We start from the raw sequence: 14,827 nt of genomic DNA on the forward strand, positions 1-14,827 counted from the left end.
ATCCCTTTCAAGAATGATGTGATTAAGCAGCTGCCTGACGACGCTTGATTTCGGTCTTCAGCAAACGCGCTTTAGGAGAAAGCTCAGCTTCAACTGCTTTCGCCAAGAATGCGTCCAAACCACCGCGGTGCTCAACAGAACGCAGAGCGTGTGCAGAGATACGCAGTTTGTAAGTTTCGCCGAGAGTTTCACTCATCAGGGAAACATTGCAAAGGTTTGGCAAGAACCGACGACGGCTCCTGTTTTTTGCGTGAGACACGTTGTTGCCGGTCATCACGTCTTTACCGGTAAGTTCGCAGCGGCGTGCCATGAGGGTCACCCTTTTAATTTGTAGGCGCCCTCATTATTTGGGCGCATTCTGTTAAAACCGGCAGGTCGCGGACACCACGGTCACGCGGAACCACCTCCGGCCCTGTACGGAAAAGTTGGCTTGCTATAATTAGTACAGCAGAATTCGTCAAGGCTTTGCTGCCTATTTGCCTGTTCGAAGCCCATATTTCAATCAAAACTCGAACAAACTCACATCTCTTAACCACCGTGTTACCATGTTTAGGTAGTTTCATATTTCAATGAGTTTGAATTTTTTGTTCAGTTTCCTGAGTTCTCAGGCTGTCAGGCGCGAATGTCTGCGGCTGCGGAGGTACAGTATCGTGCGAGTAACAGTTTCTAAGGTTTGCAATTTTCTTGGCAAATCGAGCGTAATAGCCGTCGCAGCACTTTCATTTAGCACACTATCCACAGCTGCGCTGGGGAAAACAGAGCGCCTAGGCGGTGTCTACAATATTTCTTATGCAGGCTTCACTGTGGCAAAAGGCTCCTTATCGCTTATCCTCAGAGAAAACGCCTATTCCGCAAAAGTGGGTATGGAGCCAGCTGGCATTGGAACCCTCTTCTCCACAGGCAAAGGCGGCGCACACGCGACCGGGTGGATGAAAGGCGCAAAAGTCCTTCCAAGCACTTACACCATGGCCTCTCGTGCATCCAACCGAGATTTCTATGTCAATCTAGGTCAGGGATCTGGCCATGTCCGTACAACCCAAGTCACTCCAAAATACAAACCGTCCAAGACACGCGTTAAGGTCACTGGCAAGCACAAGCTCAATGCGATGGACCCGTTAAGTGCAGCGATTGTACGCGCACCGTCCCGCTCAAAAGTGCTTGATCCATCAGTATGTAATCGCAAACTGCCAATCTACGATGGCTGGGCGCGCTTCAATATCAATATGAAGTTCAAAGAAGTGCGTGAAGTCTCAGGCAAAGGCTACAACGGTCCGGTTGTTGTCTGTTCTGCACGCTGGGAGCCCGTTGCTGGACACCGTCCAGAGAAAAAGGCTGTTCAGTATTTGGCCAAAAACGCAAACATTGAAACATGGCTCGCACCGATCGGAAACACCCGTATTCTTATTCCTTACAAGGTCTCCATTCCGACATCGACAGGTACACTTGTCCTGGAAGCAGCAGAACTCAATATGCCGCAAACGTCAGGACTTCGCAAAAAAACAGCTTCCAGATAGGATTTGCACTTTAATCCCAAACCTTCTTGTCTGAAGGGGTTCAAACACCCACATTTGTGATGCAAAGCCTTGACAGATGACCCAGCTGTCGCCAGTGTCGCGCCAAAATTATAGCGCGGTCCAACGCCTTTTAGTCGGCGGGTCAAGCCCGCTGATTGTTACGAGTGAATATCCAATATGCGCAGTTACCTCGAATTCGAAAAACCAGTTGCTGACCTTGAAGGTAAAGTACAGGAATTGAAAATCCTGGCTGAAGGTGGGGAAGCGGTTGATGTGGAAGACGAGATTGCCCGTCTTCAGGAAAAAGCAGATCAAGCACTCAGCGACATTTATTCTCGCTTGACGCCTTGGCAGAAAACTCTGGTGGCTCGCCATCCAGACCGTCCGCATTCACTGGACTACATCAATACCCTGATCTCAGATTTCACGCCTCTTGCCGGTGATCGCAAATTCTCCGAGGATTGCGCCATTATCGCAGGCTTTGGTCGTTTTCGTGGACAATCAGTCGCTATTCTTGGTCAAGAAAAAGGTAACAACACCGAAAGCCGCCTGAAGCATAACTTCGGCATGGCACGTCCGGAAGGTTACCGTAAAGCCGTCCGCATCATGGAACTGGCAAACCGTTTCAACATCCCTGTTGTCTCTTTCGTGGACACAGCAGGTGCGTACCCAGGAATTGGTGCTGAAGAGCGCGGTCAGGCAGAAGCGATCGCACGCTCAACTGACATGTGCCTCGGTCTTGGCGTTCCAAACATCTCCATCGTCATTGGTGAAGGTGGCTCAGGCGGTGCAATTGCAATTGCAACCACCAACCACGTAGCAATGATGGAACACTCCATCTATTCCGTGATCTCACCGGAAGCAGGCGCATCCATTTTGTGGCGCGACAGCACCCGCGCGCAAGACGCGGCAACCAACATGAAGATCACTGCAGAAGACCTTTCCAGCTTCCGCGTCATTGATGAGATCATCAAAGAGCCAATCGGTGGTGCTCACCGCGCAAAAGAGATCGTAATTGATCGCGCTGGCAATTCGATTGAAACCGCTCTGAGTAAGATGGCTGGTCTGTCTGCAGACGAGCTCAAGAAGCAGCGTCGCGAGAAGTTCTTACGCATAGGTCGTGAACTCGGTTGATTCGAACCTAGGATTTATTGTGGGTATCCACTAAATTTTTTATAAAAGGCATCAGAAGTATATCTGATGCCTTTTTTGTTTGATCCAATCAAACTCGGGGGAAAGTGCATCTTGGGGAATACCCCACAATCTCAGAGAGAATGATCTGTGGTAAGATTCGATCAACCTTAACCCAGATAGTCTTAGTATCGAGTCGAGATTGGGGTTCGGGCAAACTAGCCCCAGCATGGTGGGTCAAGCACATGATTAGAGTGTTTCAGGGAGAGACTGGCAAGAACGTAAAGCGTGCTGCTGCGCTTGCGCTGGCTTTAACGCTAGCCGCTTGTCAGGGAACAGAGTTTGGCGCTGAGAAGCACCAGCAACCTGTGAGCAAAAGCCTTTCCAACAGAATGAAATCCAAGGACATGGAGCTCAAGTCTCCAATCATGGTTCGCCTGTTCAAGCAAGAGTCTGAATTGGAGATCTGGAAACAGACCAAATCAGGCCAGTATGCTTTGCTGGAAACCTATGAGATCTGCAAATGGTCAGGCAAACTCGGCCCGAAGTTTAAGGAAGGCGACCGTCAGGCACCAGAAGGCTTCTACGAAGTCACACCGGGCCTGATGAACCCGTTCTCCTCTTACTACCTCGCATTCAACCTTGGTTTCCCGAACAAGTTTGACCGCGCTCATGACCGCACAGGCTCAAACTTGATGGTCCATGGTGCCTGCTCTTCTCGCGGGTGTTATGCCATGACGGACGAGCAGATTGCAGATATCTACTCTCTTGGTCGCGATAGCTTCCTTGGCGGTCAGAGAAAGTTTCAGGTTCAGGCCTTCCCATTCCGCATGACACCGAACAACATGGCCAAGAACGCAAGTTCCGAGCATTATGAGTTCTGGCGCATGCTGAAGCGTGGCTATGACCACTTTGAAGTCACCAAACGCCCACCATCCATTGAAGTCTGTGAAAAAGAATATGTCTTCAACGCGAAGGCAGACACACGCGGAACCAAATTCAATGCACGCGGCGCTTGCCCTGCCTACACAGTGCCTGAGAACATCGCGGTGGCAGTAGCAGAAAAGCAAACCCGGGATGCACGCGAAACCGCTGAGATCCAGATCGCTATGGAAAGCAGTAAACGCCGCAAAGAAAAGATTGCAGCGTTCTTTGGTGGCACCTCAACAACTGACGTCGCAAAAGCAGAAGCACCAAACGCAACGCCTGTGAATGTAGAAGCTGCAAAAGTTTTGGCGCTGGCATCTGAGGAACCATCCCCAGCACCGCAAAAAGCTTCTGAATCAGAACGTGCTTTCAGCTACTTCACATCCCTGTTCTCTAACAGTCGTGTTGGTGAAGAGAAGAAGATCGTTGCAGAGGTCGTAAATCCATACCCAGCCGCCCCTGCACCACGCATCAAACCGCAATTGTGACGTTGTGTTAATCGAAACCTAGCCTGACTTATGTACGCTGGTCTCAATGAGGATCAACAAGTCAGGTTAGGCAAATGCCAGGCTCAAAAACCTTCTTTGGAAAGTACCACAGCAAAGAGTACATCAACGAACGCCGCCACTTACGTGGGTTCCTTGGCTATTACATAAAGTACATTCCAATGTCCTGGGGTGTGCGACTAGGCCTCTCCTCCGGCATTCTGACGAGGTATGGTGTTGAACTCACACCCAATGTCTTCGACGCCACATTCCGCATGTGCTGCGAAGGTGGTTACGGCACATTCCTCACCAGCTATCTTGTCGACTATGAAAAGCCTTTCATCATGCTGGATATCGGCGCAAATCAAGGCCTCTTCAGCCTGCTTGCAGCTCAAAATACAAATTGTCAGCAAGTCATCGCTTTCGAGCCTGTTGCCAGCACATTCCGATTACTGGAACAAAACATTGAGCTAAACCTTGCTACATCTCGCATAAAGGCAGTACAGGCAGCAGTCTCCGATCACACTGGCCAAGCTAAGATATTCCTCAGCAAAACCCATAGCGGCGGCGCATCCCTCAGCCAGAACACCATGCATTCAGACGAAAAGACCGAAGAGATTCAAACCATCTCTGCCCAGCAGTTAGATGAGATGATCACCGATGAAATCGACATCGTGGTCAAACTCAATACTGAAGGGCATGAAGAAACCGTGATTAAAGAGCTCATCAAGACAAGCTTCTTTCCTCGAGTTCAATCAGTTTTCTATGAGAGAGATGTCAGATGGTCTGATCCAAACATGCTCAAAAACCTTCTGGAGGAGCAGGGCTTCAAAAGCTTTAAGAGAGTTGGCCATGAACCACGTTTGGACGTACTGGCAAGCCGCGAACCTGACAATACCTAAGCCCAGATTGCCATGCGCAGACCACGTTCATCTCGCCCGAAGTCAGCCGGAAATGGCTCTGCATGGCCATACAGCAACCGCTCAGCAATAACTGCATTCACAGAAGCATCCATCAAATCATCCCGAGCGGCACCTTTGGGCGGTTTTTGGTCCAAAAAGCTCGCTACATAGCCAAACTGCACAAGCAAATCTCTCCGCGCATCTAAGCCCGCAGGATAGCTGCTTCCCTTGACCTTCTTAGGAATAGCAATGGGCTCCTGCCCGTTTAAGCGCCAGAATGCCACCTCAGGATGAACTTCATACACCCGCGCTTCCAACTCAGGCGTCATGAGCTGATCAATCTCCCGAATTTTTGGGAAGATATGGAACGCTTGCTTGGATACTTTTTTGGGTGGTGTTGAATGCGCCAGTGCAGCAGAGCAAGCCTCGCGATAATCCTCACAATAGATCGCAGCCCGGGCGGGAATGGAAAACACCGTTGATTGCCTCATACCCAAAAGAGGACGAACTGCTTTCTCAGGCCCACGACCATTGCTGCCAATCTTCTCCGGCAGCCCGATCGGCATATCGACCGCAATTTTATGCGGCTCATGCTCAGAGGCCAGCAAATCTGCAAAATGAGGAAAGATCTGCACTTCAGCTGCACGGTTTGAGCCAACCCAGCGGAAAACGGCAATCCAACCTGCTTTGCAACCGTCAACCCCAGCCACACAGACGGGATCAACTGCCACTGCTTCAGGCACGTTCAGGCGCCTCTACCACGCGGCGAGTGTTCACAAGCGCCATAGGTTGGATAAGCGGATCTTGGTGCTCAGCATAAAGCAAATCATCAGAACCAACTTTGACAGAGCGCGCGACCAACTCAAACGTTGAAGCTGTCGCTTTCTTCAATGCCTCTTCATCACTCTGCCCACTCAGGCTGCGAGCCAGATAAAGCGCTGCCAACAAGTCACCAGTGCCATGCGGTGCGCCCTGCACTTCCGCATGTTCAATCGCAAGGCTACCACGCGGCCCAACCAGCAAATTGGAAATGGAATTACGCCGGATTGCTGGCGACGATGTAATGATCGTCCGCTCCACTTGCAGCGTCCGCGCTGCCGCAACAGCTTCATTTTCCATTTCAGTACCAAACCCGCTGAGCCAAGCGAGCTCAAAACGGTTTGGCGTAATCACGTCAGCAAGCGGTAACAGTTGGTCACGAATAGCTTCAGCAATCGGCTCGGCAACATAAAGACCACCTTTGTCACCAATGACCGGGTCGCACAGATAGACCGCATCATCATTACGAGCCTTCACTTCCTGCACAATCTTCGCAACATCAGAAACCTGAGCCGCATTTGCCATGTAGCCAGAAATAACACCCTTCACAGTGCTCAAACGATCACTAGCGCAAATCTGTTCAACGATATGCTCGAAAGCTTCCTCACTGGCCGAAATACGTTCACCAGCACCTTGTCCCGGATGCCATGGCAGAACAATCGTAGGCAGCATCCAGACATTAAAGCCCATGCGCTCCAGTGCAAAAACAGCACTGCGCATGCCAACACATCCGCTGACAACCTGTGAAGAGATCACCAGAACCGAAGGCTTTTCCTTCGGAGCGCTTTCTCTGATTTTGTGTTCTACTTTTTTGACAAACCGCTCAAGCGACATCTAGGAAATCTCGTGTTCAGATGAAACGCCAGTACCAAAACGTTTCTCGATATAATCCAGAACCATCGCCTTAAACTCATCAGCAATGTTCGGCCCACGCAGAGTAACAGTTTTAGCACCATCAACAAACACAGGTGCAGCAGGTGTTTCACCAGTACCGGGCAAAGATATACCGATGTCAGCATGCTTGGACTCACCAGGACCGTTCACGATGCAGCCCATGACAGCAACGTTGAGTTCTTCAACACCCGGATATTGCTCACGCCACTTCGGCATACTCTCGCGGATATGCGCCTGAATGTCCTGAGCCAGTTCCTGAAAGACTGTGGAGGTCGTACGTCCACACCCCGGACACGCAGCAACAATAGGCACAAAACTGCGGAAACCCATTGTCTGCAGCAGTTCCTGAGAAACCTGCACTTCACGCGTGCGGTCCCCACCCGGCTCAGGTGTCAGCGAAATACGAATGGTGTCGCCGATGCCCTGCTGAAGCAGAATACCCATGGAAGCAGAGGACGCCACGATGCCCTTTGTGCCCATACCAGCTTCAGTCAAACCAAGGTGAAGGGCATAATCGCAACGCTGTGCCAGATCCGTATAAACGGCAATCAAATCCTGAACCTGTGAGACTTTCGCAGACAAAATGATTTTGTCGCGACCAAGCCCCAATTCCTCAGCACGCTGAGCAGACAACAAACCAGATTGGCAAATCGCTTCGCGCATCACTTGTTGCGCGGTCAGCGGAGAGCCTTCCTCCTGGTTTTTATCCATCAGGTGTGTCAGCAGTTCCTGATCCAGAGAGCCCCAGTTTACACCAATACGCACAGGCTTATTGTGCTTCATCGCCATTTCGATGATCTGGCCAAACTGCTTGTCTTTTTTAGTTTTAAAGCCAACATTTCCCGGATTAATCCGGTACTTATCAAGCGCTTCAGCACAATCAGGATGATCTGCCAGCAGCTTGTGTCCGATGTAGTGAAAATCTCCGACGAGCGGAACATTGACCCCAATCCGGTCCAGACGCTCTTTGATACGTGGAACAGCTGCAGCAGCTTCATCACGATCAACCGTAATACGAACCAGCTCGGACCCGGCACGCGCCAGAGCAGAAACCTGCGCAACCGTTGAATCTATGTCAGCGGTGTCGGTGTTCGTCATGGACTGCACAACAACAGGCGCTTCGCCGCCAACAATAACCCCACCAACGTCTACAGCCACAGAACGACGGCGCGGAAACGGGGAAGAAATATAGGTTTGGCTCTTGTCAGTCATGATCATTCCACTGGGATAAATCTTTAGGCAAGCAAGTGCAGCATGCAGCCCGCGCTGTCAACTTTTTAGCGCACGCTCAATTCAGTTTGATGTCATCTCAAGATGCCATCATGCACCCCAAGATTTCACAATAAACCTCTCCTCAGAATGATGCTAGGTCCACTCCATCATCAGCCTACTGAAAATAGCCAGCGACTTTTGACGCAATGCATTCATCTCTAACCTTCCATTAAGGACAAAAGACAGATCGGCGGTCAGTTTTGACCTTTTTGCACTGCACGCTAAACAACTATGCTTTTTGCTAATGCAACCAGACTAAAAAGTGGCGCAAGCTCACACCAACTCTTTTTTCAATACATTTGGGCAGGAGACTCGAAATGCTCTCAGGAAAAACCGCTGTAATCACTGGGTCCACATCAGGCATCGGCCTTGCTTACGCTCGCGCAATGGCAGAGCAAGGTGCCAACATCATGATCAATGGGTTTGGCGATGCCGATGCCATTGAGAAAGAGCGCGCTGCAATCGAATCCGACTTCGGTGTAAAATGCGTGTACTCATCAGCCGACATGACCAAGCCTGATGAAATTCACGCAATGATCCACGATGCGGTTAAATCCCTCGGTTCAGTCGATGTCCTCGTCAACAATGCAGGCATTCAGCATGTTGAAGCCATTGAGCATTTCCCGGTCGACAAATGGGATGCCATCATCGCGATCAACCTGTCCTCCGCATTCCACACAATCCGTACCGCCGTGCCTTACATGCGCAAAGCAGGCTGGGGTCGCATCATCAACACCGCGTCCGCTCACGCATTGGTAGCATCTCCATTCAAGTCGGCATACGTTTCTGCAAAGCACGGCATCGCTGGCTTAACCAAAACCGTCGCACTGGAAGTCGCAGAAAACAACATCACAGTGAACGCCATTTGCCCCGGCTACGTCTGGACACCGCTCGTCGAAAGGCAAATCCCGGATACCATGAAAGCCCGCAATATGACTGAAGAGCAGGTGAAAAAAGAAGTCCTGCTCGCTGCTCAGCCAACCAAAGAGTTCGTGACAGTCGATCAGGTTGCCGGCCTAGCCGTGTTCTTGTGCTCTGATACAGCCGCTTCAATCACCGGCACTCTCTTGCCAATGGACGGCGGCTGGACAGCACAATAACGCTCAGATGATTTCCCGGAGTTTTCTTTTCCAAGCGGCCCATGGAGGTCCATATGGCGACTACTCGGAAGACAGCGAAAAAAGAACGAAAGAAAATCAATCTGGCCTTACAAGGTGGAGGCGCACACGGCGCCTTTACCTGGGGCGTTCTGGATTGGCTCCTTGAAAACGAAGATTGGGAGATCACTGGCATCTCAGGCACAAGCGCAGGTGCCATGAATGCAGCCGTCATGGCCGATGGCCTCGTTGAAGGCGGGCAGCAAGGCGCAAGAGATGCCCTCGCCCGCTTTTGGAAGTCCGTCAGCGCAGCTGCGGAGACCAGTCCATTCCAACGCAGCCCAATGGATGTTTATTGTGGCAATTGGAGCATGGACAACTCTCCGACATATCTGGCATGGGACCTGCTTTCTCGCGTCATGTCTCCCTATCAACTAAACCCAATCAACTATAATCCACTCCGCGACCTCGTTGCTGAGCAAATCAACTTCGAACGTGTGCGAAGTTGCGACCAGATGCAGGTCTATGTCGCTGCAACCAATGTTCGAACCGGGAAAATCAAAGTTTTTGCAAAGGAAGAACTCACCCTTGATTCACTCATGGCGTCTGGCTGCTTGCCGCATATGTACCAAGCAGTAGAAATTGGTGACGAGGCCTATTGGGATGGTGGTTTTATGGGCAACCCGCCTTTGTTTCCACTATTCCAACACGGTGGCTCTACCGACGTACTTCTTATTCAGGTCAATCCTGTTGAAAGAGTTGAACTTCCGCACACCGCTCAGGAAATCTCAGAGCGCATGAATGAGATCACCTTCAACTCAACTCTGCTGCGAGAGCTTCGCGCAATTGAGTTTGTGACACGACTGATTGATGAAGGCCGCCTTGATTCGAACGAATACACCCGCGTTTACATGCACAGAATAGAAGCAACAAAAGATCTCGCCCCTTTCGGAGCTTCATCCAAGGTAAACGCCCAGTGGGAATTTGTAGAACTTTTGCACGACATTGGGCGCCAGGCTGCAAAGAAGTGGGCGCACGACAATTACGACAGCATTGGCAAACGAAGCACGCTGAACCTGGATCACGAATTTAACTAGATCTAAACGAGAAGGTTAACACTCCCAAACCGCATTGCAAATTGCGACGCAGCATAGGTAAGCAACCTGTTAAATTAACCCGCATGTTGGAGAGAAGAAGCGCAGCCACCCCAGATATTGTGCCAAAAATTTATCACAAAACTGGCACAGCTTTTGCTTTTAAATAAGCAGCTGATATCAAGGTACTGCGTAATCAGCTTTAGAGAATATAAAGAGGGTTTTTGAGCGTGTATTCAAAGCCCTCTTTTTCTTTGGGCAATGCATCCTCCCGACACACAGCTCTCAGAAAAAATCGTTTTATCCCTAAAAAAGTCTTTCAAAAAAATCAGCGTGCCAACCTTTTGGCAAGATTTTAGCGTTAGGAAAGACACGCTGATTGTTGAGTTATGCGTATTCAGCGCTACAGCGGAAGGAGCAGGCGTTTGCGACCCGACTTGCTTCTTCCGCTCACAAGCCTTCAAGCACATCTCTTAGCCCCTGATTTAGTAAGGAACCCACGCGCTCGCAAGGGTAAAGGGCCTTATTTGACCGATATCACATCATGTGCAGAGCTGCACGTAAAGCGTGTTCACTATTTCACAATTACAATCTTTGCGTTTGATCGGCCATTTGCCTGAATCAAACTGAACAATCTCTTGGCGTTTTTCGGATGCAACCGCACGCAACCGTGTGAAGCAGGCGCACCCAAGCGCTTAACCACATCCGTTCCATGAATGGCATACCCCTTATAGAAAAACACAGAGTAAGGCATCGGTGCCCCGTTATACTTACGGGAGAAATACCGTTTGTGCATTCGCGTTGGCTTAAAGGTGCCCACTGGCGTTCTGTATCCCCGCCGGGCCGTCGAAACAGGCCACGAATGCTGGACCTTCCCATCCACGAAGATCCGCATCCTTTGCTCGGAAATATCAATCTTAGCCAACACTTTAGTGGAGGATGCCTTGGCCGGAACCATAAGCAATAAACAGATAAACAGAAGTCCTGATATAGTAATTATTGTACGCATACTGAAGCCCCCTCACACAACGCAATACTCAAGATGAATTAGCATGCGCACCAGCAGGAGTCTGTCATCGACTTATTCTAAGGGTATTATTAACGATCTCTCAGAAGGGATACTTCAATACTGAGGTAATATAACTCTCAATACCAATACATCATGCATGCTTTGTTATTCATGAATATACACAAAGCTTCACTTCAAACACCGCTTTATTCACGGCACAGTCAATGAGAACTCACAGTGCATGCAGCAAATAAAAAAGCCCGGAGATCCTTCCGGGCTTCATTCATCAAGTCTAACCGATACTCTGGTTACCTAGAACATATCCCAAGCAAATCGATAGGTCGCACCAAACCCGACAGACCACATATTGTCGTTCTGCGTAATCGGGCTATCTGCAGCTTCACCAATCAAACGGTCATAGCCACCTTGTAGGTGCAGCCCAATGCTGTTGGTGAGTGCATAACTCGCACGCACAACTCCACCAACGCTCTTGAAACCGCCTTCTGCGGTGTATGGGCCGGATGGAGTACCTGCTGCAACGCTGAAATAGGTGTTCATGTATGAACCATCAGCAGCATCAACGCGCGGACCGAACACAAACGTCAAGCGATCTGTAACTTCAGTGATCACATCCACTCCCGCACGCCCGACAAAACCGCGGTGACCGTTAAAGCCGTGGCGCACTTCGATGAATGCGCGGAACCAATCATGACGGAAGCCACCGCCAAGCCCGACCTCACCAGCCCAAGGCACACGAGTTGTCCCTGTCAATGAAGAGGAATCGGAAGGATTACGCTCACCCACAAAACCAAAAGACGGATAAATGAACAGGCCCTGTGTTTCGCCCTCTTTCACCTGACCAAAGCCCGGCAGGTAAAACCGCGAAAACGCGATCAACGGTAGCGGATAGATGATGTATTCATCCGCGCCGTCATACTTGGGGTTCACAAAACCAGCCACGCCAATATCAACGACGTACCTCTTACTGGCTTGCTCCTCGGTCAAATCACCAGGCGTAAAATTATCTTCTGCCAGTGCATGACTGGAAACGGAAGCAAGCGCTAAGCCTGCAAGAATACGAAGAGAGGCGGTCATAGGTGCAGCCTTGATCGGGAAAAAGCAATTACCACCTATGATATACGTTTTAAGTCACTTTGAAGACCTGCAGTTTCAGGAGTTTTCTACAGACTGTTGCCCATTGGCATCATAAAACTGAACAAGTGGTAGTTTTTTCATCTCAATTCACATTGACTGAGTAAAACAAGTCCATCAATTCCCCGTGAAACCAAAGCGTTTTCTTCAATCCTTTCAGTAAATCGGCGTTAAAAAAATCTTTTTGAATCAATAAGCCTCCAGTCAGAACAGATAAATTCTGCGGCATCTGAACAAACGCGACGTCAATTTCAAATATCCGGAAAAATAATCCTCTTGGTTTCAGAGGCTATGACGATTATTCCTAGAAAATTCAGTGATAGTGGCTGTTCTCTATCCTAATGAAACAAAAACAACGCCCCAGCCATCTGAAAGGTGCCAAACACATGTTTCTCAGCGTCTTTGAAATTTTCAAGATCGGTATAGGTCCGTCTTCGTCCCATACAATGGGACCGATGACCGCCGCCGCACGTTTCCTAGATGAATTGAGAGACGGCCGGCGCATATGGCCTGGCGCAGGTGCACCAAAGAGATTGCGCTGCACGCTTCATGGCTCACTCGCCTGGACAGGCAAAGGCCATGCCACAGACAGAGCTGTTATTCTGGGACTTGCTGGCTGCACGCCTGAAACTCTGGACCCGGATGAAGCGGAGACGCTCGAAAAACAGATCGCGACAGAAAAGAAGCTCCATCTTCCTGACCTGCCAGAGTTAGATTTTGATCCAGATAAAGACGTGATCTTCGACTTTGAGAAAAACTTGCCAGGCCATGCAAATGGCATGGTGATCGAAGCGTACGACGCCCAAGACCGCCTGCACCTTCAGGAAACATTCTATTCCATCGGTGGCGGGTTCGTATTGACCGAAGAAGAACTGGACCGCCTGAAAGCAGCAGAAGCGTCAGGTGATCAGGCTCCCGACGAAATTAAAGGCATGCCTTATCCATTTGCTACAGCACAAGAAATGTTGGAGATGGGACAAAAATCCGGCAAGACTATTGCTGAGATGAAGCGCGCCAACGAAATCACCTCTCTGGATCCGCAAGAACTGGACACCAAGCTCTGGCAAATCTGGGATGTGATGAACGCATGCATGGAGCGCGGCCTGAATACTGAAGGCGAGCTACCAGGTGGCCTTACAGTCAAGCGTCGCGCAGCTGCAATCAAACAACAGCTGGAAGACGAACGCGGCAATAACATGAGCATGCCGCACGTCGCCAACGACTGGCTCTCAGTCTATGCAATGGCCGTAAACGAAGAAAACGCAGCGGGCGGCAAAGTTGTCACTGCACCAACAAACGGTGCAGCAGGCGTTATCCCGGCAACCGTCAAATATTACCGCGAGCATTGCCCAGGCAGTAACGATGAAGGCATAAAAACCTTCCTCCTCACATCAGCAGCTGTTGGTGGCATCATCAAACACAATGCTTCCATTTCCGGTGCTGAAGTTGGTTGTCAGGGCGAAGTTGGCTCCGCCGCTGCAATGGCAGCCGCAGGCCTTTGCGCAGCTCTTGGCGGCACGAACGAGCAGATTGAGAACGCAGCTGAAATCGCTCTGGAGCATCACCTTGGCATGACCTGTGATCCGGTCGGAGGCCTCGTTCAGGTGCCATGCATCGAGCGCAACGGCCTTGGTGCCATCAAGGCCGTCTCAGCAGCGTCACTGGCTCTGCGTGGAGATGGCTCCCACTACATGCCACTGGACAACTGCGTTGAAGCCATGCGCCAGACTGGCGTGGAGATGAACGACAAATACAAAGAAACCAGCAAAGGTGGTCTGGCAGTCAACCTGCCAGAATGCTGATTACTCAGGTTGCGGTGGTGGCAGTTTTCTGCCCCACCATCATCTGGCGTTTTGTGCCATAGCCTTTGATACGCTCAACCTCAAAACCCGCTGTCTGCAAATTTCGGCGCACCCAACCTGCCGCGGTGTAGGTCCCGAAAGTCCCGCCAACAGCAGTTTTCTCTCCAACAGCAAGCATAAGATCTCGCCCCCACAGCTCTGGGTTCCGTGCCGGATTAAAGCCATCAAGAAACCAGGCATCAACGGGTATGGACAAGGTTGGCAGCATCTCACGAGCATCCCCAACACCAAGCAGCAGTCGCACACCATCAATGGTGATTGGATTCCAACCCGGCTGAGGCTTCCATGCAGCCAGCAGCTTGTCTTTAAGCTCTTTGATCTCCGGCCATTGCGACAGAGCTTTCTCAATCTCCGCCGCTTCCATCGGATACAGCTCAAACGAAACATAAGTCAGCTTGGCCCGCTCAGCTTCTGGCAAACTCAGAAGCAACTCCAACGTGGCGAGAAAATTAAGCCCGGTTCCAAATCCCAGTTCAGCAATAGTAAAAGACTGTGCACCCACCCAGCGTTCAGGGAGTTGATTACCCTGCAGAAATACGTAGCGCGTTTCGCCTAATCCACCGGCTTTGGAGTAATAAGTATCTCCAAACTGCGACGCATAAGGCACATTCGCATCATCCCATTCCAATTTTGGGCGCTCTGTCATATGTCTAAGCCAAATCTCTAACG

14 protein-coding genes are annotated in these 14,827 nt (G+C 50.4%); 7 read left to right on the forward strand and 7 right to left on the reverse strand.

Translation table 11 applies throughout. The features are described 5' to 3' along the window. Positions 1-22: 22 nt before the first annotated feature. Complete coding sequence (rpmB, locus tag PsW64_RS22610) at positions 23-310, reverse strand: 50S ribosomal protein L28 (RefSeq protein ID WP_057463517.1); 288 nt, start codon at positions 308-310, stop codon at positions 23-25. Between the two features lie 340 nt (positions 311-650). On the opposite strand from rpmB, the gene PsW64_RS22615 reads away from it, so the two are divergent. The 4 genes from PsW64_RS22615 (at position 651) to PsW64_RS22630 (ending at position 4,959) form a co-directional block, all read left to right on the forward strand. Beyond that, entirely contained in the window at positions 651-1,514 is an 864-nt protein-coding gene (locus PsW64_RS22615; RefSeq protein WP_082596891.1) for a DUF3108 domain-containing protein, read from the forward strand. Positions 1,515-1,691: 177 nt separating this feature from the next. Continuing rightward, positions 1,692-2,648: an acetyl-CoA carboxylase carboxyltransferase subunit alpha gene (locus tag PsW64_RS22620; RefSeq protein WP_063286077.1), complete on the forward strand. Its 957-nt coding sequence runs from the start codon at positions 1,692-1,694 to the stop codon at positions 2,646-2,648. Between the two features lie 242 nt (positions 2,649-2,890). Further along, positions 2,891-4,060, forward strand: coding sequence for a L,D-transpeptidase family protein (locus PsW64_RS22625; protein ID WP_063305074.1), 1,170 nt, complete (start codon positions 2,891-2,893; stop codon positions 4,058-4,060). Positions 4,061-4,134: 74 nt separating this feature from the next. Beyond that, positions 4,135-4,959 (forward strand): FkbM family methyltransferase, encoded by an 825-nt coding sequence (locus PsW64_RS22630; RefSeq protein WP_063305075.1) that lies wholly within the window; start codon positions 4,135-4,137, stop codon positions 4,957-4,959. Here the strand turns inward: PsW64_RS22630 and PsW64_RS22635 are convergent. The 3 genes from PsW64_RS22635 to ispG are packed head-to-tail and all read right to left on the reverse strand — an operon-like array spanning position 4,956 to position 7,890. After that, positions 4,956-5,702 (reverse strand): DUF429 domain-containing protein, encoded by a 747-nt coding sequence (locus PsW64_RS22635; RefSeq protein WP_063305076.1) that lies wholly within the window; start codon positions 5,700-5,702, stop codon positions 4,956-4,958. The two genes, PsW64_RS22630 and PsW64_RS22635, sit on opposite strands and share 4 nt — an antisense overlap. Next, positions 5,695-6,612, reverse strand: coding sequence for a pyridoxal kinase (gene pdxY, locus PsW64_RS22640; protein WP_082596893.1), 918 nt, complete (start codon positions 6,610-6,612; stop codon positions 5,695-5,697). Before pdxY ends, PsW64_RS22635 begins: the two co-directional genes overlap by 8 nt. Then, the gene (gene ispG / locus PsW64_RS22645; protein ID WP_063291154.1) at positions 6,613-7,890 is read right to left on the reverse strand and encodes a flavodoxin-dependent (E)-4-hydroxy-3-methylbut-2-enyl-diphosphate synthase; all 1,278 of its coding nucleotides are present in this window, start codon (positions 7,888-7,890) and stop codon (positions 6,613-6,615) included. A gap of 371 nt (positions 7,891-8,261) precedes the next feature. Between ispG and PsW64_RS22650 the strand changes: the two genes are divergently transcribed. Then, complete coding sequence (locus PsW64_RS22650) at positions 8,262-9,044, forward strand: 3-hydroxybutyrate dehydrogenase (protein WP_063305077.1); 783 nt, start codon at positions 8,262-8,264, stop codon at positions 9,042-9,044. 53 nt (positions 9,045-9,097) lie between these two features. After that, positions 9,098-10,138, forward strand: a complete 1,041-nt coding sequence (locus tag PsW64_RS22655) for a patatin-like phospholipase family protein (protein WP_057463525.1) — start codon at positions 9,098-9,100, stop codon at positions 10,136-10,138. Positions 10,139-10,709: 571 nt separating this feature from the next. Here PsW64_RS22655 and PsW64_RS22660 read toward each other — a convergent pair. Further along, positions 10,710-11,144 carry a L,D-transpeptidase gene (locus tag PsW64_RS22660; RefSeq protein WP_057463526.1) on the reverse strand — a complete coding sequence of 145 codons (435 nt, stop codon included), beginning with the start codon at positions 11,142-11,144 and terminating at the stop codon, positions 10,710-10,712. A 312-nt stretch (positions 11,145-11,456) separates the two neighbouring features. Further along, a complete protein-coding gene (locus PsW64_RS22665; protein ID WP_063305078.1) occupies positions 11,457-12,239 on the reverse strand; it encodes a MipA/OmpV family protein in 783 nt (260 codons plus the stop codon). Between the two features lie 443 nt (positions 12,240-12,682). Here PsW64_RS22665 and PsW64_RS22670 point away from each other — a divergent pair, with 443 nt between their 5' ends. Further along, a complete protein-coding gene (locus tag PsW64_RS22670; protein WP_063305110.1) occupies positions 12,683-14,098 on the forward strand; it encodes an L-serine ammonia-lyase in 1,416 nt (471 codons plus the stop codon). Positions 14,099-14,102: 4 nt separating this feature from the next. On the opposite strand, the gene mnmD is transcribed toward PsW64_RS22670, so the two are convergent. Further along, positions 14,103-14,804: a tRNA (5-methylaminomethyl-2-thiouridine)(34)-methyltransferase MnmD gene (mnmD, locus tag PsW64_RS22675; RefSeq protein WP_063286089.1), complete on the reverse strand. Its 702-nt coding sequence runs from the start codon at positions 14,802-14,804 to the stop codon at positions 14,103-14,105. Between the last annotated feature and the right edge of the window lie 23 nt (positions 14,805-14,827).

Origin of the sequence: Pseudovibrio sp. W64, assembly GCF_001623145.1 — a bacterium.
Lineage (GTDB): Bacteria > Pseudomonadota > Alphaproteobacteria > Rhizobiales > Stappiaceae > Pseudovibrio.

Excerpts from the sequence above, each read along its gene's own strand:
- PsW64_RS22655 (WP_057463525.1), top strand. The coding sequence starts at position 9,098 with ATGGCGACTACTCGGAAGACAGCGAAAAAAGAACGAAAGAAAATCAAT.
- PsW64_RS22630 (WP_063305075.1), top strand. The coding sequence starts at position 4,135 with ATGCCAGGCTCAAAAACCTTCTTTGGAAAGTACCACAGCAAAGAGTAC.
- rpmB (WP_057463517.1), bottom strand. The coding sequence starts at position 310 with ATGGCACGCCGCTGCGAACTTACCGGTAAAGACGTGATGACCGGCAAC.
- PsW64_RS22650 (WP_063305077.1), top strand. The coding sequence starts at position 8,262 with ATGCTCTCAGGAAAAACCGCTGTAATCACTGGGTCCACATCAGGCATC.
- PsW64_RS22670 (WP_063305110.1), top strand. The coding sequence starts at position 12,683 with ATGTTTCTCAGCGTCTTTGAAATTTTCAAGATCGGTATAGGTCCGTCT.
- PsW64_RS22625 (WP_063305074.1), top strand. The coding sequence starts at position 2,891 with ATGATTAGAGTGTTTCAGGGAGAGACTGGCAAGAACGTAAAGCGTGCT.
- ispG (WP_063291154.1), bottom strand. The coding sequence starts at position 7,890 with ATGATCATGACTGACAAGAGCCAAACCTATATTTCTTCCCCGTTTCCG.
- PsW64_RS22620 (WP_063286077.1), top strand. The coding sequence starts at position 1,692 with ATGCGCAGTTACCTCGAATTCGAAAAACCAGTTGCTGACCTTGAAGGT.
- PsW64_RS22660 (WP_057463526.1), bottom strand. The coding sequence starts at position 11,144 with ATGCGTACAATAATTACTATATCAGGACTTCTGTTTATCTGTTTATTG.
- pdxY (WP_082596893.1), bottom strand. The coding sequence starts at position 6,612 with ATGTCGCTTGAGCGGTTTGTCAAAAAAGTAGAACACAAAATCAGAGAA.
- mnmD (WP_063286089.1), bottom strand. The coding sequence starts at position 14,804 with ATGACAGAGCGCCCAAAATTGGAATGGGATGATGCGAATGTGCCTTAT.
- PsW64_RS22665 (WP_063305078.1), bottom strand. The coding sequence starts at position 12,239 with ATGACCGCCTCTCTTCGTATTCTTGCAGGCTTAGCGCTTGCTTCCGTT.